Consider the following 21,820-nt stretch of genomic DNA (forward strand, 5'->3'; position numbering starts at 1 on the left):
GGGTTTTCACACTTCGTAATCCATACATTGCCGTGCTTCCCGCACGGCCCCAAAGAATGGCTTGATTTTCACGTGCTCGGGATGGTTCTGGTAGGCGTCGAGCGCTTCGCGGCTGGCGAACTCGCTGTACAGGACGATGTCGTAGGTGGCTTCCAAGCCCGGCTGGGCCACGGCTGCCTCGAATTTCAGGATGCCGGGCACCAGGTCCGAACAGGAATCGAGCAGGGCTTTCAGTTTCAAGGCGTTCGTGGCGCGGTCGGCGCCTTCGGCGTGGTCTAACAGTTTCCAGAAAACGATGTGCTTGATCATGGTGGCAGGCTGGTTGTTTATTAATGAAGCATTACTGTACCCGCTATCGGCGCGCCTTGCAGGAAACGGGCGCGCAATGCAAACGGGCGGCCTTGTAAGCCGCCCGCAGATTGGACAAAACCTACCTTACAGCACTTCGAACAGGCCGGCCGCGCCCTGCCCGCCGCCGATGCACATGGTCACCACCACGTATTTGACGCCGCGGCGCTTGCCTTCGATCAGGGCATGGCCCGTCAGGCGGGCGCCCGAGACGCCATACGGGTGGCCGACGGCAATCGCCCCGCCGTTGACGTTCAGGCGGTCCATCGGGATGCCCAGGGTATCGGCGCAATACAGCACTTGCACGGCGAACGCTTCGTTGAGTTCCCACAGGCCGATGTCGGCAACAGTCAAGCCCGCCTTTTTCAGCAGTTTCGGGATGGCAAACACGGGACCGATGCCCATTTCATCGGGTTCGCAACCGGCCACGGCAAAGCCGCGGAAGATGCCCAGCGGCTGCAAGCCTTTCGCTTCGGCCACTTTCGCATTCATGACGATGGCCATCGCCGCGCCATCGGAAAACTGGCTGGCGTTGCCGGCGCTGATGACGCCGCCCGGGATGGCCGGACGGATCTTCGCCACGCCGTCGTAGGTCGTGTCGGCACGGATGCCTTCATCGGCGGAGATCGTCACTTCGCGCGACACCAGCATGCCGCTGGCCTTGTCGGCCACGCCCATGATGGTGGTCATCGGCACGATTTCCGCGTCGAACAGGCCGGCCGCCTGGGCCGCGGCGGCGCGCTGCTGGCTTTGCGCGCCATACACATCCTGGCGCTCGCGCGAGATCTGGTAGCGCTTGGCCACGGTTTCGGCCGTCTGCAGCATGGGCCAGTACACTTCCGGCTTGTGCTGCTGCAGCCAGACGTCGCGGTACATATGCGTATTCATTTCATTTTGCACGCAGGAAATCGATTCCACGCCGCCGGCCGCATAGATATCGCCTTCGCCGGCGATGATGCGCTGCGCGGCCAGGGCGATCGCCTGCAAGCCCGACGAGCAGAAACGGTTGACGGTCATGCCGGCCGTGGTGACGGGGCAGCCGCCGCGCAAGGCCACCTGGCGCGCGATGTTGCCGCCCGTGGCGCCTTCCGGAAAGGCGCAGCCGACCAGCACGTCTTCCACTTCCTCCGCCTCGATGCGCGCGCGCTCGACGGCGGCCGCCAGCACGTGGCCGCCCAGGGTGGCGCCATGCGTCATGTTGAACGCGCCCTTCCAGGACTTGGCCAGGCCCGTGCGGGCGGTCGATACGATGACGGCTTCATTCATGCTGTGTCTCCTTGTGGGGAATATTATGGGGTGGAATATCTGCGGAATCAGAATAGCACATTTAAGTACGATCGTTCGCAAAGTTCTGCCGCGCATCAATTTGTAAGCTTGGCGTAAGTTTCAAGCAAGCATGACGTAAGGTTCGGAGAACACACTCGCCTCCAGCTGTTGCAAGAATGGTCAAAAAGACCGCGGCACCAGTTCACTATAAAACATAGGGAGACAAACCATGGCATCACCATCCGGCTCGGCCGACGTACGGAAATTTTCCACCAAAGGCACTCCGATCACGCCTGAGGAACGCAAGGTCATCTTTGCATCATCCTTGGGCACCGTCTTTGAATGGTACGATTTTTACCTGTACGGTTCGCTCGCTTCCATCATCGCCAAGCAATTCTTCATCGGCGACCCTACCACCACCTTCATCTTCGCGCTGCTGGCCTTTGCCGCCGGCTTCATCGTGCGTCCGTTCGGCGCGCTCGTCTTCGGCCGCCTGGGCGACATGATCGGCCGCAAGTACACCTTCCTGATCACCATCCTGATCATGGGCGGCTCCACCTTCATCGTCGGCTTGCTGCCGGGCCACGCTTCCATCGGCATCGCGGCACCGATCATCCTCGTTTTCCTGCGCATCCTGCAAGGCCTGGCGCTGGGCGGCGAGTACGGCGGCGCAGCCACCTATGTGGCCGAGCACGCGCCTGAAGGCAAGCGCGGCGCGTTCACGGCGTGGATACAAACGACGGCAACCCTGGGCTTCTTCCTGTCGCTGATGGTCATCCTGGGTACCCGCCTGGCGACCGGCGAGAAGGATTTCGAGGCATGGGGCTGGCGCATTCCCTTCCTGGTCTCCGTCATCCTGCTGGGTATTTCCGTGTGGATCCGCCTGGCCATGAATGAATCGCCGGCGTTTGCCAAGATGAAGGCCGAGGGCAAGACCTCGAAAGCCCCGCTGACGGAAGCGTTCGGCAAGTGGAAAAACCTGAAGATCGTCATCCTGGCCCTGATCGGCCTGACGGCCGGCCAGGCTGTCGTCTGGTACACGGGCCAGTTCTACGCCCTGTTCTTCATGATCCAGACCCTGAAAGTGGACCTGGCAACGGCCAACGTGCTCGTCGCCATCGCCCTGCTGCTGGCCACGCCATTCTTCCTGTTCTTCGGCAGCCTGTCCGACCGCATCGGCCGCAAGTACATCATCCTCGGCGGCTGCCTGATCGCCGCTGCGACCTATTTCCCGATCTTCAACGGCCTGACCCACTTCGCCAATCCGCAGCTGGAAGCAGCACTGAAGAACTCGCCAGTGGTGGTGGTCGCCGATCCTGCTTCCTGCCACTTCCAGTTCAACATGACGGGCACGAAGAAATTCCCATCGTCGTGCGACATCGCCACGGGCTTCCTGTCGAACAGTTCGGTGAACTACACGAAGGAAGACGCACCGGCGGGCAGCATCGCCAAGGTACGCATCGGCACGAAGGAATTCACGTCGTTTAACGCCGTCATGACTGCCGATGGCTTGAACTTCGATGCGGAAAGCAAGGCCCACGAAGCGGCGCTGAAGAAAGAACTGGGCGCCGGCATCAAGGAAGCGGGCTACCCTGCGAAAGCCGATCCGGACCAGATCAACAAGCCGATGGTGGTCTTGCTGCTGTTCATCCTGGTGCTGTACGTGACCATGGTGTATGGCCCGATCGCCGCCATGCTGGTGGAAATGTTCCCGACCCGTATCCGCTACACCTCGATGTCCCTGCCCTACCATATCGGTAACGGCTGGTTCGGCGGCTTGCTGCCGACCACGGCCTTCGCGCTGGTGGCCTTCAAGGGCGATATCTATTACGGCCTGTGGTATCCGATCGTCGTCGCCCTGGCGACTGTCGTGATCGGCACCCTGTTCGTCAAGGAAACCAAGGACAACAATATCTACGCCGACGATTGATCTGATGCATGCCCCGGTCGCAAGGCCGGGGTTCGCAAAGCAAAACGCCGCTGACTCGTCAGCGGCGTTTTTTTATGCGGCGTATGCGGCGGCAAACTTGCCGAACTTACTTGTCGCTCTTGCCCTTTTTCAGCTGGTCGCGCTGCTGCACGTATTCCTGGTAGCTGGTCTGGTTGCGCTTGCGGCAGGCATTCCGGTCGTCAAAATTATTGAGGCTGTTGCAATACTCGCCGATCTTGTCCCGGTTTGCGTCATACAGTACTTCACAGCCAGTGATGGCCAGCAAGAAGGGAATGATCAGATATTTCATTGCTACTCTCATGGATAGGGACGGGATTGCGCGAAAAAACACCAGATTGCCCACTGGATAAGCGGGCAGCTTTATCTTAACGCGATCTTGACGAAAAGTACAAGCGCTCGGTATTACTTAATGGAAAGGATTGCCTGCGCGCCCGCCACTGCATGCTATGGTGGAAGTTTCTCCCAGCGGATTCGTACCAGGCATGCCGACCATTCCTCCCGCCCCCTGCGGCCCACTGCAGCAGCATTTCGACGCCTTGCTGCAAGACGTTTGCGCCAGCCTGGCTGCGCACGCCGGTAACTTGCTGGACGGCATATACCTGTATGGCAGCATCGCCCGCGGCGACGCCACGCCGGGCGTATCCGACCTCGACCTGACCCTGGTACTGCGCCATCCACCTACGCAGCAGCAGGCCAGCGCGCTGGAAGCGCTGCGCCGGGCCTTGCAGGCGCGCCACCGGGAAGTCATGAAGATCGATTTCGATATCGGCCACCGGACCCAGGTACTGGCGCCCGAACACCTGTACAGCTGGGGCTACTGGCTCAAGCACCAGTGCCGCTGCCTGTGGGGCGAAGACCTGGCGCGGCACTTTGCGCCGTTCGCGCCCTCGCGCGCCATTGCCCTGGCCGTGAATGGCGACTTTGCCCGCGTGCTGGACGAGTATGCGCAGCGCCTTGATGACGAGCGCGACCCTGCCGTCATCGCCCGCCTGCAGCGCGAAGCGTCGCGCAAGCTGATCCGTTCCTGCAACACCCTGCGCCAGGATGGCGATCCAGGCTGGCCCGCCAGCCTGGACGACCATGTCGCGCTGTTGCTGCGGCACTCTCCCGCCATGCAGGCGCCCATCGCGTATTTCCTGGCCCAGGCCAGGCCCGGTGCCGCGCCAGCCAGCGGTTTTACGCCAGCACTGCGCCAGTTCACGCTGTGGCTGGCGCAGCAACAGGCAAGCTAAACGCCCGGCTCTTCGTTCAACAAGGGATTATCCGCCGCAAACGCCGCCAGGTGCTCGAGCAGCACGCGCACGCGGGCCGGCAGGTAGCGCCGCTGCGTCCACACGGCATACACATGGCGCGGCTGCGGCATCCAGTCGGACAAGACGCGCACGAGGCTGCCCCGGGCCACTTCCTCGCGGCATTGCAAAAGCGGGCACAGCAGGATGCCGATGCCCGCGTCGGCCATCTCCACGGCCAGACGCATCTCGTTGACGCGCAGGCGCGCCTGCGGTTCGATCACCATTTCGGCGCCGTCGCCGGGCCGCCGCAGCCGCCAGTTGCGCAGCGGCTCGGCCACGATCAACTCGTGCTTTTCCAATTCCTGCAAGTCGCGCGGCACGCCGGCGCGCGCCAGATAGCCGGGCGCGGCCACCATCACCAGCGCGGCACTGCCCAGCCGGCGCTGCATCAGCGAGGAATCGTCGAGCGCGCCCACGCGGATGGCCAGGTCGGCGCCGCTGCCCACCAGGTCTTGCAGCAGGTTCGACAGTTCCAGCTCGAGGCGGATATCCGGATACTTCTGCATGAAACTGACCCAGGCCGGCGTCAGCAAGCCGCTGGCGAAGTTGACGGGCGCCAGCACGCGGATGCTGCCCGAAACGGCCGACAGGCTGGCGTCGAGCTGCTGCGTCGCCTGCCGCAAGGCATGCACGAGGGGGCGGCACTGCTCGTAGTATTGCCAGCCTTCCGCCGTCGGCTGGAGGCGGCGCGCGCTGCGGTTGAGCAAGCGGTAGCCGAGCTGGCTTTCCAGCTTTTGCAGCCGGCGCGTGACCGTCGCGGCGGGCAAGTCTTCCTTCACGGCCGCCGCATGCAGGCTACCCGCCTCGACAATGGCGACAAACAGGGCTAAGTCATCAAGCATGATTGCATTTTTGGAATTTGAAATTAAAAATATGGCTCTAGTATAGATTGCTGCAAGTCGTTACGCTGCCCTATCCTCATATCTTGAAAGTGCACCATGTCCGAAGCCCTGCGTTTGCGCTGCGTATTTGCCTTCCTGATGTCGCTGGTGATGACCCTGCTGATGAGCGCCTGGGTCACCTGGCTGAATATCGGCCTGCAGGCCGACTTCCTGCCCCGCTGGCGCCATGCGTTCTTTGCCGCCTGGCCCGTGGCCTTCTGCGCCGTGATGCTGTTCGCGCCCCGCGTGCAGCTGTTCAGCCGCACGATCGTGGCCCGCCTGGCGCGCCCGGCGCCACGCTGCCCCGCCTGCCCGGCCGATGCGCCATGTGCGTGCGCCAGCCGCCCTTAACCGGCAGTCGGCCAGCAACAGTATCACTCGGTCACTCACGCCCACGGCCGCCCTGATCCGGGCTATGCTATGGCCGTCCTTGTTTTTACAGCGGAGTGCCCATGCTCGATCACGTTTCCCTCACCGTCAGCGACCTGGAGCGCGCCGAGCGCTTCTACGACGCCATCTTTGCCGCGCTGAACGTGCCCAAGGTGGGCAGCGACCATGCCAACGCCTGGATAGGCTACGGCGAGCGCAGCGATGCGGACCATACCGGGCGCAGCTATTTTTCCGTGCGCCTGGGTCCCAAGCCCGACGACGCGCCGCGCCGCCATTGCTGCTTCAAGGCCCCCTCGCGCGCGGCCGTGGAAGCGTTCTGGCACGCGGGGCTGGCGCACGGCGGCATCGACCTGGGCGCGCCCGGCTTGCGCCACTATCACGCCAGCTATTACGCGGCCTTTTTGTTCGATCCGGACGGCAACCGCATCGAAGCCGTCTGCCATCGCGCCGACGCCGGCTGACAGGACGGTAAATCCGCCTCTGTTCGGCATTTCCACTTCGGCACGATTTGCCTATAATGGCTGGCAAGCCATACCGGTCCCCGGTCCGTGCACCAAGAAGGAGATTCATGCATCATCTATTCGTCGGCCGCCCCGCGCGCGCCATGCTCCTCTCCAGCGCAGGCTTGCTGCTGGCAGGCTGTTTTTCCGGCTGCTCCCTGTTGCCATCCACCCCGGTCATGCCAGGCGTGCCGGCCAACGCCGCCCTGCCCGACGCCAGCATCGCCTACACCCTGAGCGGCCAGGGCGGCTTGCCCGTGGTCTTCCAGTCGGCCATGGGCGACGGCAAGGATGTGTGGGCCAAGGTGGTGCCCGAAGTGGCCAGGCAGCACCGCGTGCTCGTGTACGACCGACCCGGCTACGGCGAGAGCAAAAAGACCACCACGCCGCGCGACCCCTGCACCATTGCTGCCCAGCAGCGTGCCCTGCTGACGCAAGCGGGCTTGAAACCGCCGTATGTGCTGGTCGGCCATGGCCTGGGCGGGCTGTACCAGTACGTGTATGCCAGGCTGTACCCGCAGGACGTGGCCGGCCTGGTCTTGCTCGATCCCACGCACCCGCAGCAATGGAACCGCCTGCAGACGGACGCGTCCACCTACGCCATGCTCGTCAAGACGCGGCGCAAGCTGATGTTCAACAGTACGGAATCGGCCGAATTCGATGCGCAGACGCAGTGCCTGCAACATGTCGACATGAGCAGCCCGCTGCGCGTGCCCGCCATGCTGCTGGTGCGCGACAAGTTCGGCATCGAGGAAATGGGCTCGTTTGAAAACGTCGTGCGGGCCCAGGAAAAGGAATGGCAGCGCCTGTCCGGCGCGCCAGCCATCGAGCGCATCACAGGCGCCGGCTACTACATCCAGAAGGACAATCCCGTCATCGTCAACGAGGCGGTCAAGATGGTGGCGAAGAAGAAATAACAACGTAGGTCGGATTAGCGGCATGCCGCGTAATCCGACACCGCTACGGCCAACAATGTTGTCGGATTACGCGAGGCGGAGCCTCGCTAATCCGACCTACATCTTTTCAACCGTGCCTCATCAGCTGTTGAAACCCTTGCCCTCGCCCGCCAGTTTCACCAGCAGCGGCGCCGGCGTCCACGCTTCGCCGTGGCGGCCTTTCGCATAGCCGGCGATCGTGTCGAGCACGTTCGGCAAGCCGACCGTGTCCGCGTAGAACATCGGGCCGCCGCGGAACAGCGGGAAGCCATAGCCCGTCAGGTACACCATGTCGATATCCGAGGCGCGCAGGGCGATGCCCTCTTCCAGGATGCGCGCGCCTTCATTGACGAGCGCATACACGAGGCGTTCGACGATTTCCTGGTCACTGATCTTGCGCCGTGCCACGCCGATGTCGGCGGAATGCTGGACTATCATGGCGTTGACCTGTTCCGACGGATACGCCTTGCGGTCGCCCGGCTTGTAGTCATACCAGCCGGCGCCCGTCTTCTGGCCGTAACGCCCCAGTTCGCACAGCAGGTCGGCCGTCTTCGAATACGTCACTTCCGGTTTTTCCACGTAGCGGCGCTTGCGGATGGCCCAGCCGATGTCGTTGCCGGCCAGGTCGCCCATGCGGAACGGGCCCATGGCGAAGCCGAATTTCTCGACCGCCTTGTCGACCTGTTCCGGCAGACAGCCTTCTTCCAGCAGAAAACCGGCCTGGCGGCTGTACTGTTCGATCATGCGGTTGCCGATGAAACCGTCGCACACGCCCGAGACGACGCCCGTCTTTTTCAGCTTTTTCGACAGCGCCAGCGCCGTGGCCAGCACGTCCTTGCCGGTTTCCTTGCCACGGACGATTTCCAGCAGCTTCATGACGTTCGCGGGGCTGAAGAAATGCGTGCCGATCACGTCTTGCGGGCGCTGGGTGAACGCGGCGATCTTGTCCAGGTCCAGGGTCGACGTGTTCGAGGCGAGGATGGCTCCCGGCTTCATGACGGCGTCCAGCTGCTTGAAGACGGTTTCCTTCACGCCCAGTTCCTCGAAGACGGCTTCGATGACGATGTCCGCCTGCGCAATGTCGGCGTAGGCCAGCGTACCGCTAACGAGCGCGATGCGCTGCTCGGCCTTCTCTTGCGTCAGCTTGCCCTTCTTCACCGTGTTCTCGTAATTCTTGCGGATGGTGGCCAGGCCCTTGTCCAGCGCTTCCTGCTTCGTTTCCAGCAAGATGACGGGAATGCCCGCGTTGGCGAAATTCATGGCGATGCCACCACCCATGGTGCCGGCGCCGACAATCGCCGCGCTGGCGATCGTGCGCACGGGGGTATCGGACGGCACGTCCGGCACCTTGCTGGCGACGCGTTCGGCAAAGAAGGCGTGGCGCAGGGCTTTCGATTCCGGCGACTGCACCAGCTGCATGAACAGTTCGCGCTCGTACTTCAAGCCTTCGTCGAATTTCATCGTCACGGCCGCCACCACGGCATCGACGCATTTCAGCGGTGCGGGGAACGGGCCGGACATGGCTTTCACGGTATTGCGCGAAAACTGCAAGAACGCTTCGTGGTTCGGGTAATCGACCTTGCGCTCGCGCACTTTCGGCAGCGGGCGCACGTCGCCCACTTTGGTGGCGAAGGCCACGGCGGCGGCCAGCAAGTCCGCGCCGGGCGCGATGACTTCGTCGAACAGGGCCGTGCCGGCCAGTTTTTCGGACGCGACGGGCGTGCCCGAGACGATCATGTTGAGGGCCATTTCCAGTCCCAGCACGCGCGGCAGGCGCTGCGTGCCGCCCGCGCCCGGCAAGATGCCGAGTTTGACTTCCGGCAAGGCCATCTGCGCGCCCGGCGCGGCCACGCGGTAGTTGCAGCCCAGCGCCAGCTCCAGGCCGCCACCCATGCAGACGCTGTGGATGGCCGCCACGACCGGCTTGGTCGATTGCTCGACGACGTTGATCAGGGTGTGGAGAGTCGGTTCCGTGAGCGCCTTGGGCGAATTGAATTCCTTGATATCGGCACCGCCCGAAAAGGCCTTGCCGGCGCCCGTAATGACGATGGCTTTGACGGACTCGTCCGCCAGCGCCTGGCGGATGCCGGCCACGGCGGCCGTGCGCGTGGCCAGACCCAGTCCATTGACGGGCGGATTGGCGAGGGTAATGACGGCAACGGCGCCGTTCACTTGATATTCAGCACTCATGTCTCTTCCTTATTGATTTTGCTCAGCGATGAGGTGGTTGCAAGGGATGAAGCTTCACTATACCGCATAAAAGAACGCTCGTATTATTTTTGTCGTGGCGTGCCCGGCGCCAGCATGGTACGCCATGGCACAACATCGTTTGCGGAAAGATTCTGCTGCAAGCAGCAAGCTCCCGTAGAAGCTATCACTTGGATATTCATTTAAATAATAAAAGCACAATAATAATAACGGCGTTTTATTATGCAAAGTAAAGGCTTTGTTATATGCGGGCATGGGCCAATTACGACATTTTTGACATTATTTATTTCCGCCCCTTGTTTTTCGCCAGATGCTGGGGAATAATCAAATTGTTGATTCAAATCAATACTCTACAATTTATCCACTATAAGGCAAACCGCAGGGCAAACACTGGCGGCCGTTGATCGCGCACATTCTCACCGATTATCACCAGATGTCGATCCATGCAATAACATCGCTGCCTTATATGGATAGCAGAAAAAATAATAACAGCAGCCTTATCGTTCCCATTCCTCTTCTCACCCCGAAGGAAATACTATGGACGCAGCCAGCCATGTCAGCCACTCCCAGGATCTGGACTTACAAGCGATAAATACTGCATTGAACCGTGTCCAGGCCGTCATCGAATTCGAACTCGACGGCACCATCCTGCATGCGAATGACAATTTCCTGCGCGTCCTCGGCTATACCCTGGACGAAGTGCAAGGCAAGCACCATGCCATCTTCTGCGACCCCGACTATGTGAAAACGGCCGAATACGCCACCTTCTGGGCCAAACTGGGACGTGGCGAGTTCGACCATGGCGAATACAAGCGCCGCGCCAAGGATGGGCGCGAAGTGTGGATCAATGCGTCCTACAATCCCATCCTCGATGCGGACGGCAAACCGTATAAAGTCATCAAGTTTGCCACCGACATCACGGCCAGCAAGCGCCGCAACGCCGATTATGAAGGCAAGATCGACGCCATCAGCAAGGCCCAGGCCGTGATCGAGTTCCGGCTCGACGGCACCATCCTCGACGCCAACGACAATTTCCTCAAGTCCGTCGGCTACACGCTCGACGAGATCAAGGGCAAGCACCACCGCATGTTTTGCCTGCCCGACTACGCCAGGAGCGACGACTATGCGCAGTTCTGGCAGAAACTGGGGCAAGGCCAGTTCGACTCGGGCGAATACAAGCGCGTCACCAAGGACGGCCGCGAAATCTGGCTCAATGCCTCGTATAACCCCATTTTCGATGCGGAAGGCCGGCCCTTCAAGGTAGTCAAGTTCGCCAGCGACATCACGGCCCTGAAAATGCGCAATGCCGAATACGAAGGCAAGGTCAGCGCCATCGGCAAGGCGCAGGCCGTGATCGAATTCGACATGCACGGCAATGTGCTGGACGCAAACGACAATTTCCTCGCCGTCATGGACTACGACTTGAGCGATATCCAGGGCGAACACCACCGCATGTTTTGCGAGCCCGAGTATGCGAGCAGCCCCGAGTACAAGAAATTCTGGCAAAAGCTCAACCGCGGCGAATTCGACGCGGGCCGCTACAAGCGCCTGGGCAACCATGGCAAGGTAGTGTGGATACAGGCCACCTATAACCCCATCCTGGACCTGAATGGCAAGCCGTATAAAGTGGTCAAGTTCGCCATCGACATCACGGAACAGGTGAACCTGGAAAACAGCATCCAGTCCAAGGCCGCCAACGACAGCCGCAAGGTCAATGCCCTGCTTGAATCGGTGGCGCGCGCGGCGCAAGGCGACCTGACCTGCAATATCGTGCCCGAGGGCGACGAGCCGATCGACCTGCTCGCCGGCGGCATCAGCAAGATGATCGTCGACTTGCGCGGCGTGATCGGCAACGTGGTGTCGGCCGCGAACGGCTTTGCCGACGCCTCGCACGCGATCGCCGAACGGGCCACGGGCGTGGCCGTGGGCACGCAGGCGCTGGGCGCCACGGTGGAAGAAATGAACGCGTCCATCGACGGTCTGACGTTCTCCATCAATTCCATCGCGGAAAATACCTCGAACGCCGATTACCTGGCAAAAGCCACGCAGCAGGAGGCGGAAGCGGGCGCGCGCGCCGTCGCCAAGTCGATCGAGGCGATGGACTTGATCAACCGCTCGTCGGAAGACATCGGCGAAATCGTCAAGGTGATCAGCGAAATCGCCAACCAGACAAACATGCTGGCCTTCAATGCGGCCATCGAGGCGGCCCGCGCGGGCGAACACGGCCTGGGCTTTTCCGTCGTTGCCGATGAGGTGCGCAAGCTGGCCGAGCGCTCCTCGCAGGCAACAAAAGAGATTTCCAAGCTGATCAACGAATCCGTCAAGCGCGTCTCGACGGGCAGCGAAATCTCGCGCCAGGCCAGCGACGCCTTCGACAAGATCGTCTCGGGCGTGGCGAAGACCACCCTGGCCATTTCCGATATCTCGAAGGCGGCCAATGAACAGCTGCTGACGGCGCGCGAAGTATCCACGGCCATTCAGTACATCGCCGAGGAAACGGAAAAGTCGGCCGCCAACTGCGACAGCATCGCCCGCTCGACGGATGGCTTGAACGAGCGCGCTGGCAGCCTGAACCAGACTGTCTCCGGCTTCGTGGTGTAAGCCATGAGCCACGCGGCCACCTTGACGCCCGAGGTGCTGACGACCCTGATCGCGCTGGTGCGCCAGCATACGGGCATCGCCATGACGGCGCGCAAGAGCGTCTTGCTGGAACGGCGCTTGCAGCCTCGGCTGCGGGCGCTGTCCCTGCACAGCTACCAGGCGTACCTGGAGCGCGTCAGCAGCGACCGCGACGAGGTGGCCCATTTCATCGACCTGGTGACCACCAACGACACCCTGTTCTTCCGCACGCCGTCCATCTGGGATTACTTCCGCGACCGCTACCTGCCCGCCTGGGCCCGCGCGCATCCGGACGGCTGCCTGTCCATCTGGTCGGCAGCGGCCGCCAGCGGCGAAGAGCTGTATTCAATCGCCATGCTGTGCGAGCAATTCAAGCTGCAAGCGCCCGCTTTCCGCTACCAGATCCTGGCCAGCGACATTTCGCAGCAAATCCTGGGCGCGGCGCGGGCCGGCCAGTACAGCGGCCGCTCCGTCGAACGCATCCGCCTGTCGCATCCAGACTTGCTGCGCAAATATTTCACGCCCTCGCCGCATGGCGTCAGGGTCAACGAGGAATTGCGGCAACACGTCAGCTTTGCCCAGCACAATCTGCTGGAAGCATTGCGCCCGGCGCGGCAGTTCGACCTGGTGTTCCTGCGCAATGTGCTGATCTATTTCGATGCCGAGCACCAGGAAACCGTGCTGCGCCAGGCACGGCTCAGCCTCAAGGACGAGGGCCGGCTGATCCTGGGCGAGTCGGAAACCATCGCCCGCCTCGGTACCGGCTATCAATTCGAGTTTCCCATGATTTATAAGGCGGGTAGCGCATGAACATCATCATCGATCCTAGCCTGCCGCTGCACCATGTTGGCATGGGGCAACTCAGCGTGGGCACGCATGGCGAGCAGCTGCAAGCCTTGCTCGGCTCCTGCATCGGCATCGGTTTCATCTGGAAGAATGGCCCCTGCTGCGGCCTGGCCCATTGCCTGCTGCCGGAAGCGCCGGGCACCGACAGCAGCCTGGGGGCACGCTATGTGAGCCAGGCCGTGCCCTCGCTGCTGCGGATGATGGGTGTGCGCCAGGCCGATTACGCCGATATCGAAGTGGTGCTGGCGGGCGGCGCCAGCATGTTTGGCCCGCGCAATGGGAGATTGCAAGTGGGCCGGCAAAATGCGGAAGCGGCGCAAAAATACCTGGACCAGTGCGGCTTGTCGGTGAGTTTTTGCGCGCTGGGCGGACGCCACGGGCGCCAGTTGCTGATCGATTGCGCCAACCACAGCTATGCCGTCACCGATGTGGTGGCGCAACCCGAATTAATTCCACGCAAGGAAGGCGCATATGGATATGCATGAAGCGACGGGCTTGCAAGCACAGGCCCATGGAGAAACGGCCGCCGAGCTGTTCGGCTCCTTCCACCTGGGCGACGATGAATTCGCCCTGCCCGCCAGCTGCATCCGCGAAGTCGTCAATTACCCCGCGAAAGTCACGGCCCTGCCCCTGTCGCCCGCCTACCTGGAAGGCATGTTCACCCTGCGCGGCAGCGTCATTCCGGTGGTCAACCTGGGGCGCTTGTTCCGCGCCGATGCGCCGCGCGCCGTGGCCACGGACAAGATCGCCATCCTCGACTTCCAGCAAGTGCTGGTCGGTATCGTCTTCCAGGATACGGGTGAAATCCTGCGCGTGCCCGCCAGCGCCCGCAGCGCCCTGCAATATGCGGCCAGCGACAGCCACGCCGTCATCGCCGGCACGATCCTGCTCGACGGCGGTGCGCGCCTGCTGCAGGTACTCGATCCGCATGCCCTGCTGCGCATCGAAAACGTACCCCATGTGCTGGCCCTGCAGGCGACGGGCGCCAAGCTGAGTTCGGCCCGCTACCATGCGCAAAGCGAACGCCGGCAGTGCGTCAGCTTCCATGCGGCCGGCGCCACGTTTGCCTTCGAAATGCTGGCCATCCAGGAAATCATCCGGGTGCCGGAACTGCACAGCTCCCTGCTGAACAGCGAACTGTGCCTCGGGCGCATGCATTTTCGCGGCAGCCAGGTGGCCGTCGTCGACTTCGGCGCCCTGCTGCAGGCGGCCGGGTCCGGCACGGCGGCGACCAGCGACCAGCGCATCATCGTCGTGCGCCTCGATGATACGACCGTGGGCTTCCTCGTCGACTCCGTCGACAGCATCGTGCATTTCTTTGGCGACGAGGTGCTGCCGATTCCCCTGCTGAGCAAGGCACGCGCCGCCATGTTTGCCGGCTGCATCACGAAAGAGGGTCTGGGCGACATCATTTTCCTCGACCACAAGGGCATCTTGTCGCAGGCGGAGATCGTCGAGATGCGCGACGGCCACGCGCGCCTGTACCCGACCGACACGGAAGCGGGCAGCGCCGCCACGCGCAAGGCGCAGCGCCGCGTCTACATCACGTTTACGGTGGAAACCCGCTTCGCCGTGGAAATCGGGCAAGTGCGCGAAATCATCGACTTCAGCGGCGCCATCACCACGCCACCGGGCATGCCGGCCTGCATGCGCGGCATGCTCAACCTGCGCCAGCAAATGATCAGCATCATCGACCTGCGCCAACTGTACGCCATGCCGCCGCTGGCGGACACGGGCGCGGGCAAGATTTTGATCGTGGAACGGGGCGCCGAGCGCTACGGCTTTCTCGTCGACCATGTCGACAACATCATGACCATCTCGGACAGCCAGCGCTTTGCGGCGCCGCAAATCATCCGCACGGGAGAGCATGACGACTTGCGCAGCGAAATGGATGAAATGATCGATATCGGCACGGATAAGCAGCGCCAGACCCTGTCCGTCTTCCAGTGCGACCATCTGCTGGAAAAGCTGGGCTCGGCGCTGCCGCAGGCGGCGTAAGTTTTTTTACAAGCCCGGCAGCTTGTGCCCCTTGAACTGGTCACGCAGCTTGTTCTTCTGGATCTTGCCCGTGGCGCCCATGGGCAAGGCGTCGATGAACAGCACGTCGTCGGGCGTCCACCACTTGGCGATCTTGCCTTCAAAAAAGTGCAACAGCGCTTCGCGCGTGACCGTCATGCCGGGGCGTAGCACCACGACGAGCACGGGACGCTCGTCCCATTTCGGGTGGAACACGCCGATGCAGGCCGCCTGCAGCACGGCCGGGTGCGCCATGGCAAGGTTTTCCAGGTCGATGGTGCCGATCCATTCGCCACCCGACTTGATCACGTCCTTGCTGCGGTCCGTGATCTGCATGTAGCCATCCGCATCGATGGTGGCCACGTCGCCCGTGGGGAACCAGCCATCCTGCAGCACCTCGCCGCCCTCGTTCTTGTAGTACGCGGAAATGATCCATGGCCCTTTCACCAGCAAATGGCCGTACGCCACGCCATCCCACGGCAATTCCTTGCCATCGTCATCGACGATCTTCATGTCCACGCCGTAAATGGCATGGCCCTGCTTGTGCAGGATATCGCGCTGCGCTTCCTTGTCCATGGCCAGGTGCTTGGTCTGCAAGCCGCCCGTGGTGCCCAACGGCGACATTTCCGTCATGCCCCAGCCATGGATGACTTCCACGTCGAACTTGTCGATCAGGGTATCCATCATGGCTGGCGGGCACGCGGCGCCGCCGATCACCGTGCGGCGGAAGGTGGAAAATTTCAGGTCATTCTGCAAGGCATAGTTCAGCAGGCCCAGCCAGACCGTGGGCACGCCGGCCGAGAAGGTCACTTTTTCCGATTCGAACAGTTCGTACAGCGACTTGCCGTCCAGCGCCGCGCCGGGAAACACCATGCGCGCGCCAGACAGCAGCACGGAATACGGCAAGCCCCAGGCGTTCACGTGGAACATGGGCACGACGGGCAGGACCGTGTCGGTGGCGCGCACGTTCAGTGCGCTGGGCATGGCCGAAGCATACGCGTGCAGCACGGTCGAGCGGTGCGAATACAGGGCGCCCTTGGGGTTGCCCGTCGTGCCCGAGGTATAGCACAGGGCGGCGGCCGAGTTTTCATCGAACACGGGCCAGGTATACTCGTCGGAATGCGTGTCGATCAGGTCTTCATAGCACAGCAGGTCGGGAATGCTGCTGCTGGCGGGCATGCGGTCGCGGTCGCACATCAGCACGAAATGGCGCACGAAGGTGCAGTCGGCGGCGATCTTTTCCACCACGGGCAGGAAGGTCAGGTCGAACAGCAGCACCTGGTCTTCCGCATGGTTCGAGATGTAGGCGATCTGCTCGGGAAACAAACGCGGATTGATGGTGTGCAGCACGGCGCCGGAGCCGGACACGGCATAGTACGCTTCCAGGTGGCGGTAGCCATTCCAGGCGAGGGTGGCGACCCGGTCGCCCATGCCTATACCCAGGCCGTGCAAGGCATTCGCCAGGCGCCGCGTGCGCTGGTGGCAATCGCGGTAGGTATAACGGTGCAGATCGCCTTCCACCCGGCGCGACACGATTTCGCCGCAGCCATAATGACGCGCTGCAAACTCGATAATGCTGGAAATCAGCAGGGGCTGATTCATCATCTGGCCCATCACTGGACTCAAGGGAAATGCCGACATCGTGTCTCCTGGTTTGGATACTCGGTTATTGTTGGAAGTTAAAGATTTTCCTTAGTTTCGTACGGTCGTGCGGAAATCGTCAACGCATTTCGATATTGCATTGCAGCATGGAATTTTTGATTCCGTTTTTTGCCGTATTGCTCCCCACGCCAGCGCCCGCCACGCGCCCTGGCGCTGTGCGGTAAAATCGCATTCTAGGCTGGCGCACCTTGCCGGTCCATCTTACTGACTGGAATTGCCATCACCGCTCATACCTTACCACTGGATAATGCCTTTGCGGCCTTGCCGCCCGCGTTCTATACGCGCTTGATGCCCACGCCCCTGCCCGCCCCATATTTCGTGGCCGCCAGCGCGCCGGCCGCCAGCCTGGTCGGCCTCGATGCGGCGCGCCTGGCCGGGCCCGATTACGTGGAGCTGCTGAGCGGCAACACGGTTGCCGAGCGCTCGATTCCCCTGTCGGCCGTGTATTCGGGCCACCAGTTCGGCGTCTGGGCTGGCCAGCTGGGCGATGGCCGCGCCATCCTGCTGGGCGACATCGCCACCGAACACGGTCCGATGGAACTGCAGCTGAAAGGCGCCGGCGCCACGCCGTATTCGCGCATGGGCGACGGCCGCGCCGTGCTGCGCTCGTCCATCCGCGAATTCCTGTGCTCGGAAGCCATGGCGGCGCTGGGCATTCCCACCTCGCGCGCGCTCTCCATCATGGGTTCGCAGCAAGGCATCATGCGCGAAACCGTCGAGACTGCAGCCGTCGTGACGCGCATGGCCCCCAGTTTTGTGCGCTTCGGCTCGTTTGAACACTGGTTTTACCGCAAGAAGCCGCAAGAACTGAAAATCCTTGCCGATTACATCATCGACGGTTTTTATCCCCATTTGCGCGCTGCATCAAATCCATATCAAGCCTTGCTGGCCGAAGTCTGCGTGCGCACGGCGCACATGATTGCGCAATGGCAAGCCGTGGGCTTCATGCATGGCGTCATGAACACGGACAATATGTCGATCCTGGGCTTGACGCTCGATTACGGCCCCTTCGGCTTCATGGAGGCGTTCGATGCCGAGCACATCTGCAACCATACGGACCAGCAGGGCCGCTATTCCTACGCCAACCAGCCGCAGGTGGGCCACTGGAACTGCTATGCGCTGGGCCAGGCCCTGCTGCCGCTGATCGGTGAAGTGGCCGAGGCGCAGGCGGCGCTGGACAGCTACCAGCCCGCGTTTGCGGAGAAGATGAATGCCTTGCTGCGCGCCAAGCTGGGTTTGCGCACGCAACACGACGACGATACGCAACTGTTCGACGGCATGTTTGCCCTGATGCAAGCCAACCACGTGGATTTCACCAACTTTTTCCGCGCGCTGGCGACACTGAAAATAGCCGCTCCCGAGCACGACACCGTGCTGCGCGACATGTTCATCGACCGCCCCGCCTTCGATACGTGGGCAGCGGCGTACCGCGCGCGCCTGCTGCAGGAGCACAGCGTTGATGCCGAACGGCAAGCGGCAATGAACCAGGTTAACCCGAAATACGTGCTGCGCAACTACCTGGCGCAAGTGGCCATCGAGAAAGCCCAGCAGCAGGACTACACGGAAGTGGCGAAATTGCTGGAAGTTTTGCAAAAAAGGCCAATTTGACGAAACAGCCCGAAACACCAGCACTATGCGGCCCTGCCGCCCGACTAGGGCCAGCCACCTTGAAAGTCAAGTTGACTCAATCCTGAGGAGTCATTATGACCACCAATACCAATAAAGTCAAAAAAACCGACGCCGAATGGCGCGCCATGCTCGACTCGATGCAATACGAAGTCACGCGCCACGCGGCCACGGAACGGGCCTTCACGGGCAAGTTCTGGGACCACCATGAACACGGCGTCTACACCTGCGTCTGCTGCAACACGCCCTTGTTTGCCTCGGACACCAAGTTCGACTCGGGCTGCGGCTGGCCCAGCTATTTCCAGGCGCTCGACCCGGCGAATGTGACGGAAATCGTCGACCGCAGCCACGGCATGCTGCGCACGGAAATCGTCTGCGCCGTCTGCGACGCCCACCTGGGCCACGTCTTCCCGGACGGGCCGCCGCCGACCGGCTTGCGCTATTGCATCAATTCGGCTTCCTTGCGCTTCGATCCGCAGCCTTGATCTGGCAATGGCTTGGGCGTTGCTCCTAAGCCATTCCTAAGATGATTCTAATAAGACCAGTGTAAAGTCTCGCCATGAAATTTCTATTCGACCTATTCCCCCTGATCGCCTTCTTTGCCGCTTTTAAACTGGGCGGCATGTATGAAGCGGCCACGCACGATTTCGTGCAGCAATATTTGTCCGGCTTCGTGTCTGGCGGCCTGATCAAGGCCGACCAGGCGCCATGGATACTTGCCACCCTCGTCGGCATCGTCGCCACGGCTTGCCAGGTCAGCTATCTGCTGCTGCGCGGGCGCAAGGTGGACGGCATGCTGTGGCTGTCGCTGTTCATCTTTGTCGTGTTCGGCGGCGCCAGCATTTACCTGCATGACGATTTCTTCCTGAAATGGAAGCCGACCCTGATCTACTGGCTGTCCGGCCTGGCCCTCCTGATCGCCTACGTGGGTTTCAAGAAAAACCTGATCCGCAAGACCATGGAAGCGCAAGTGCAGTTGCCTGATGCCGTCTGGAACCAGTTGCTGGCCGCATGGATCATTTTCTTTGGTGCCATTGGCGCACTGAACCTGTTCGTCGCCTTCGTGCTGTACAAGGGCGACATGGCCGCCTGGGTCAGCTTCAAGGCGTTTGGCGCGACGGGCATCTTCTTTGCCTTCATCGTGGCGCAAACCCTGTTCCTGGCCAAACATATCAAGGAAGACGCATGATGAGCTCCACCACCGAAAACACCGCGCCGGAAACGCGCATGCAGCGCATTCGCACCCGCCTGGAAACGGCACTTTCCCCTCTGGAATGCGTACTGGAAGACGACTCGGCACGCCACCGGGGCCATGCGGGCGCCGCCTCCGGCGGAGGCCATTACAATCTGCGGATTATTTCTAGTCAATTTGAGGGGCTCAGGCTCGTCATGCGCCATCGACTGGTGTATGATTCCGTGCACGATATGATGCATAATGAGATACATGCATTGGCGATTGTGGCACTGGCGCCATCCGAAGTAGTGTAAGGATGGCGTTTTTGGCGTACCGGGGCAACTTGGTATGCCGTTTGCTGCAAGCGCCATGCACGCGTTTTCTTTCCATGCGTTTTTTACGAAACTTTCCCTAACAGGATTTAATAATGACTTTTAAGCCAGCCCGCTTGCTGATCGCACTACTCGCCGTTGTCGCGGTACCTGTTTTTGCGCAAAATGTTGCCGTTGTTAATGGCAAGCCTATCCCATCGTCGCGCGTTGATGCAGTCGTCAAGCAAGTCGTCGCCCAAGGCCAGCAACCGGATTCGCCGCAACTGCGCGAAATGATCAAGAAGGACTTGATCGGCCGTGAAGTGCTGATGCAAGAAGCGGAAAACAAAGGTTTCGGTAAAGATGCAGCCGTCAAGCAGCAAATCGAGAACGCACGCCAGGCCATCGTCATCAACGCCCTGGTCGGCGACTACCTGAAAAAGAATCCCGTCAACGACGCTGAAATCAAGGCGGAATACGACCGCTTCGTGGCCCAGACCGGCGACAAGGAATACCACGTGCGCCACATCCTGGTGGGCACTGAAGCTGAAGCGAAAGACATCATCGCCAAGCTGAAAGGCGGCGCCAAGTTCGAAGACCTGGCCAAGCAATCGAAAGATAGCGGTTCGGCCGACAACGGCGGCGACCTGGACTGGGCAGCGCCATCGTCCTTCCCAAAAGTGTTCTCCGACGCCTTCGTGAAACTGCAAAAAGGCCAGGTTACCGACACCCCGGTGCAAACGCCTAACGGCTTCCACGTGATCAAGCTGGACGACACCCGCGCGGCAAAACTGCCTACCCTGGAAGAAGTCAAGCCACAGATCGCCGAAGCGCTGCAGCAAAAGAAATTGCAAGCGTATCAGGAAGAAATGATCAAAAAAGCGAAAGTTCAATAAGAACTGACCTCCCCGGCGCCCTTTTCGGCGCCGGTCGTGTATTCTGCGCCTGAACGCGAACTGCACGGCAGTCGCGATCTCTTGTATCAGTTTTTGTAAATTTATTAGGAATGAACATGATTTTGAAGCCAGCCCGCCTGATCTTAGCCCTGGTCGCCGTTGTAGCGATCCCTGCGTTCGCGCAAAACGTGGCCACCGTGAATGGCAAGGCCATCCCATCGTCGCGCGTTGACCAGGTCGTCAAACAAGTCGTCGCCCAAGGCAAGCAAGCTGATTCGCCGCAATTGCGCGAAGCCATCAAGAAAGACCTGATCGGCCGCGAAGTGCTGATCCAGGAAGCCGACAAGCAAGGCTACGGCACGCGTCCGGAAGTCAAGTCGCAGATCGACAATGCCCGTCAAAGCATCATCATCAACGCCCTGCTGGCCGACTACGTCAAGAAAAACCCCGTCAAGGACGCTGAAATCAAGGCCGAGTACGACAAGTTCAAGGCACAAGCGGGCGACAAGGAATACCATGCACGCCACATCCTGGTCGCCACCGAAGCCGAAGCGAAAGATATCATCGCCAAGCTGAAAGGCGGCGCCAAGTTCGAAGAACTGGCCAAAGTATCGAAAGACGGTTCCGCAGCCAATGGCGGCGACCTGGACTGGGCTAGCCCAGCTTCGTACGTGAAGCCATTCTCCGACGCCATGGTTGCCCTGAAACCAGGCCAGGTCACGCAAACGCCAGTGCAATCGCAATTCGGCTTCCACGTGATCAAGCTGGAAGAAACCCGTCCGACGAAGTTGCCGGCACTGGAAGAAGTCAAGGGTCAAGTGGCCGAGTCGCTGCAACAGAAGAAACTCGCCGCCTACCGCGACGAACTGATGAAGAAAGCCAAAATCCAATAAGAATAC

The 21,820-nt window shown here is 61.2% G+C and carries 20 protein-coding genes and 1 pseudogene; 15 read left to right on the forward strand and 6 right to left on the reverse strand.

Translation table 11 applies throughout. From position 1 onward, the window contains the following. Window positions 1-6 precede the first annotated feature (6 nt). A complete protein-coding gene (locus JAB1_RS09900) occupies window positions 7-309 on the reverse strand; it encodes a Dabb family protein (protein ID WP_058048132.1) in 303 nt (100 codons plus the stop codon). Between the two features lie 126 nt (window positions 310-435). Next, entirely contained in the window at window positions 436-1,614 is a 1,179-nt protein-coding gene (locus JAB1_RS09905) for an acetyl-CoA C-acyltransferase (RefSeq protein ID WP_070279674.1), read from the reverse strand. 229 nt (window positions 1,615-1,843) lie between these two features. On the opposite strand from JAB1_RS09905, the gene JAB1_RS09910 reads away from it, so the two are divergent. Then, entirely contained in the window at window positions 1,844-3,544 is a 1,701-nt protein-coding gene (locus JAB1_RS09910; protein ID WP_034784609.1) for an MFS transporter, read from the forward strand. Between the two features lie 106 nt (window positions 3,545-3,650). Here JAB1_RS09910 and JAB1_RS09915 read toward each other — a convergent pair whose 3' ends face one another. Continuing rightward, window positions 3,651-3,854 carry a hypothetical protein gene (locus JAB1_RS09915; RefSeq protein WP_034784610.1) on the reverse strand — a complete coding sequence of 68 codons (204 nt, stop codon included), beginning with the start codon at window positions 3,852-3,854 and terminating at the stop codon, window positions 3,651-3,653. Window positions 3,855-4,047: 193 nt separating this feature from the next. Here JAB1_RS09915 and JAB1_RS09920 point away from each other — a divergent pair, with 193 nt between their 5' ends. Beyond that, entirely contained in the window at window positions 4,048-4,797 is a 750-nt protein-coding gene (locus JAB1_RS09920) for a nucleotidyltransferase domain-containing protein (RefSeq protein WP_139144507.1), read from the forward strand. Here the strand turns inward: JAB1_RS09920 and JAB1_RS09925 are convergent. Continuing rightward, window positions 4,794-5,699 carry a LysR family transcriptional regulator gene (locus JAB1_RS09925; RefSeq protein WP_070279678.1) on the reverse strand — a complete coding sequence of 302 codons (906 nt, stop codon included), beginning with the start codon at window positions 5,697-5,699 and terminating at the stop codon, window positions 4,794-4,796. The two genes, JAB1_RS09920 and JAB1_RS09925, sit on opposite strands and share 4 nt — an antisense overlap. A 96-nt stretch (window positions 5,700-5,795) precedes the next feature. On the opposite strand from JAB1_RS09925, the gene JAB1_RS09930 reads away from it, so the two are divergent. The 3 genes from JAB1_RS09930 to JAB1_RS09940 all read left to right on the forward strand — a co-directional run bounded on the left by JAB1_RS09930 (window position 5,796) and on the right by JAB1_RS09940 (window position 7,545). Beyond that, window positions 5,796-6,089, forward strand: coding sequence for a DUF2798 domain-containing protein (locus tag JAB1_RS09930; RefSeq protein ID WP_070279679.1), 294 nt, complete (start codon window positions 5,796-5,798; stop codon window positions 6,087-6,089). Between the two features lie 101 nt (window positions 6,090-6,190). Continuing rightward, window positions 6,191-6,589 carry a VOC family protein gene (locus tag JAB1_RS09935; RefSeq protein ID WP_070279681.1) on the forward strand — a complete coding sequence of 133 codons (399 nt, stop codon included), beginning with the start codon at window positions 6,191-6,193 and terminating at the stop codon, window positions 6,587-6,589. Between the two features lie 107 nt (window positions 6,590-6,696). Then, a complete protein-coding gene (locus JAB1_RS09940; RefSeq protein ID WP_070279683.1) occupies window positions 6,697-7,545 on the forward strand; it encodes an alpha/beta hydrolase in 849 nt (282 codons plus the stop codon). 120 nt (window positions 7,546-7,665) lie between these two features. Here JAB1_RS09940 and JAB1_RS09945 read toward each other — a convergent pair whose 3' ends face one another. Then, a complete protein-coding gene (locus tag JAB1_RS09945) occupies window positions 7,666-9,753 on the reverse strand; it encodes a 3-hydroxyacyl-CoA dehydrogenase NAD-binding domain-containing protein (RefSeq protein ID WP_070279689.1) in 2,088 nt (695 codons plus the stop codon). 618 nt (window positions 9,754-10,371) lie between these two features. Between JAB1_RS09945 and JAB1_RS09950 the strand changes: the two genes are divergently transcribed. From JAB1_RS09950 to JAB1_RS09965, 4 genes are read left to right on the forward strand one after another with little or no spacing between them, the layout of a single operon-like run. Then, the gene (locus tag JAB1_RS09950) at window positions 10,372-12,372 is read left to right on the forward strand and encodes a PAS domain-containing methyl-accepting chemotaxis protein (protein WP_225317323.1); all 2,001 of its coding nucleotides are present in this window, start codon (window positions 10,372-10,374) and stop codon (window positions 12,370-12,372) included. 3 nt (window positions 12,373-12,375) lie between these two features. Beyond that, window positions 12,376-13,200: a protein-glutamate O-methyltransferase CheR gene (locus JAB1_RS09955; protein ID WP_070259470.1), complete on the forward strand. Its 825-nt coding sequence runs from the start codon at window positions 12,376-12,378 to the stop codon at window positions 13,198-13,200. Continuing rightward, entirely contained in the window at window positions 13,197-13,721 is a 525-nt protein-coding gene (locus JAB1_RS09960) for a chemotaxis protein CheD (RefSeq protein ID WP_052140344.1), read from the forward strand. The genes JAB1_RS09955 and JAB1_RS09960 overlap by 4 nt, the downstream gene beginning before the upstream one ends. Then, a complete protein-coding gene (locus JAB1_RS09965; protein WP_254672026.1) occupies window positions 13,708-15,234 on the forward strand; it encodes a chemotaxis protein CheW in 1,527 nt (508 codons plus the stop codon). The genes JAB1_RS09960 and JAB1_RS09965 overlap by 14 nt, the downstream gene beginning before the upstream one ends. 6 nt (window positions 15,235-15,240) lie before the next feature. On the opposite strand, the gene JAB1_RS09970 is transcribed toward JAB1_RS09965, so the two are convergent. Next, the gene (locus JAB1_RS09970; protein ID WP_070279691.1) at window positions 15,241-16,893 is read right to left on the reverse strand and encodes a 3-(methylthio)propionyl-CoA ligase; all 1,653 of its coding nucleotides are present in this window, start codon (window positions 16,891-16,893) and stop codon (window positions 15,241-15,243) included. A 309-nt stretch (window positions 16,894-17,202) separates the two neighbouring features. Between JAB1_RS09970 and JAB1_RS09975 the strand changes: the two are divergent. The 6 genes and pseudogenes from JAB1_RS09975 (at window position 17,203) to JAB1_RS10000 (ending at window position 21,814) form a co-directional block, all read left to right on the forward strand. Further along, window positions 17,203-18,637 (forward strand): annotated as a pseudogene (locus tag JAB1_RS09975) (YdiU family protein). Next, on the forward strand, window positions 18,618-19,025 hold the full coding sequence (msrB, locus tag JAB1_RS09980; protein WP_070279693.1) for a peptide-methionine (R)-S-oxide reductase MsrB: 408 nt from the start codon (window positions 18,618-18,620) through the stop codon (window positions 19,023-19,025). The pseudogene JAB1_RS09975 and the gene msrB overlap by 20 nt, the downstream one beginning before the upstream one ends. 74 nt (window positions 19,026-19,099) lie before the next feature. Beyond that, on the forward strand, window positions 19,100-19,729 hold the full coding sequence (locus tag JAB1_RS09985) for a septation protein A (RefSeq protein WP_034784619.1): 630 nt from the start codon (window positions 19,100-19,102) through the stop codon (window positions 19,727-19,729). Further along, window positions 19,726-20,028, forward strand: coding sequence for a BolA family protein (locus tag JAB1_RS09990; protein ID WP_225317325.1), 303 nt, complete (start codon window positions 19,726-19,728; stop codon window positions 20,026-20,028). Before JAB1_RS09985 ends, JAB1_RS09990 begins: the two co-directional genes overlap by 4 nt. 113 nt (window positions 20,029-20,141) lie before the next feature. Next, the gene (locus JAB1_RS09995; RefSeq protein ID WP_034784620.1) at window positions 20,142-20,921 is read left to right on the forward strand and encodes a peptidyl-prolyl cis-trans isomerase; all 780 of its coding nucleotides are present in this window, start codon (window positions 20,142-20,144) and stop codon (window positions 20,919-20,921) included. A gap of 116 nt (window positions 20,922-21,037) precedes the next feature. Beyond that, window positions 21,038-21,814, forward strand: coding sequence for a peptidylprolyl isomerase (locus JAB1_RS10000; RefSeq protein WP_034756072.1), 777 nt, complete (start codon window positions 21,038-21,040; stop codon window positions 21,812-21,814). The last annotated feature ends 6 nt before the right edge of the window (window positions 21,815-21,820 follow it).

It is taken from the genome of Janthinobacterium sp. MP5059B (assembly GCF_001758645.1).
Classification (GTDB): Bacteria; Pseudomonadota; Gammaproteobacteria; order Burkholderiales; family Burkholderiaceae_D; genus Janthinobacterium; species Janthinobacterium lividum.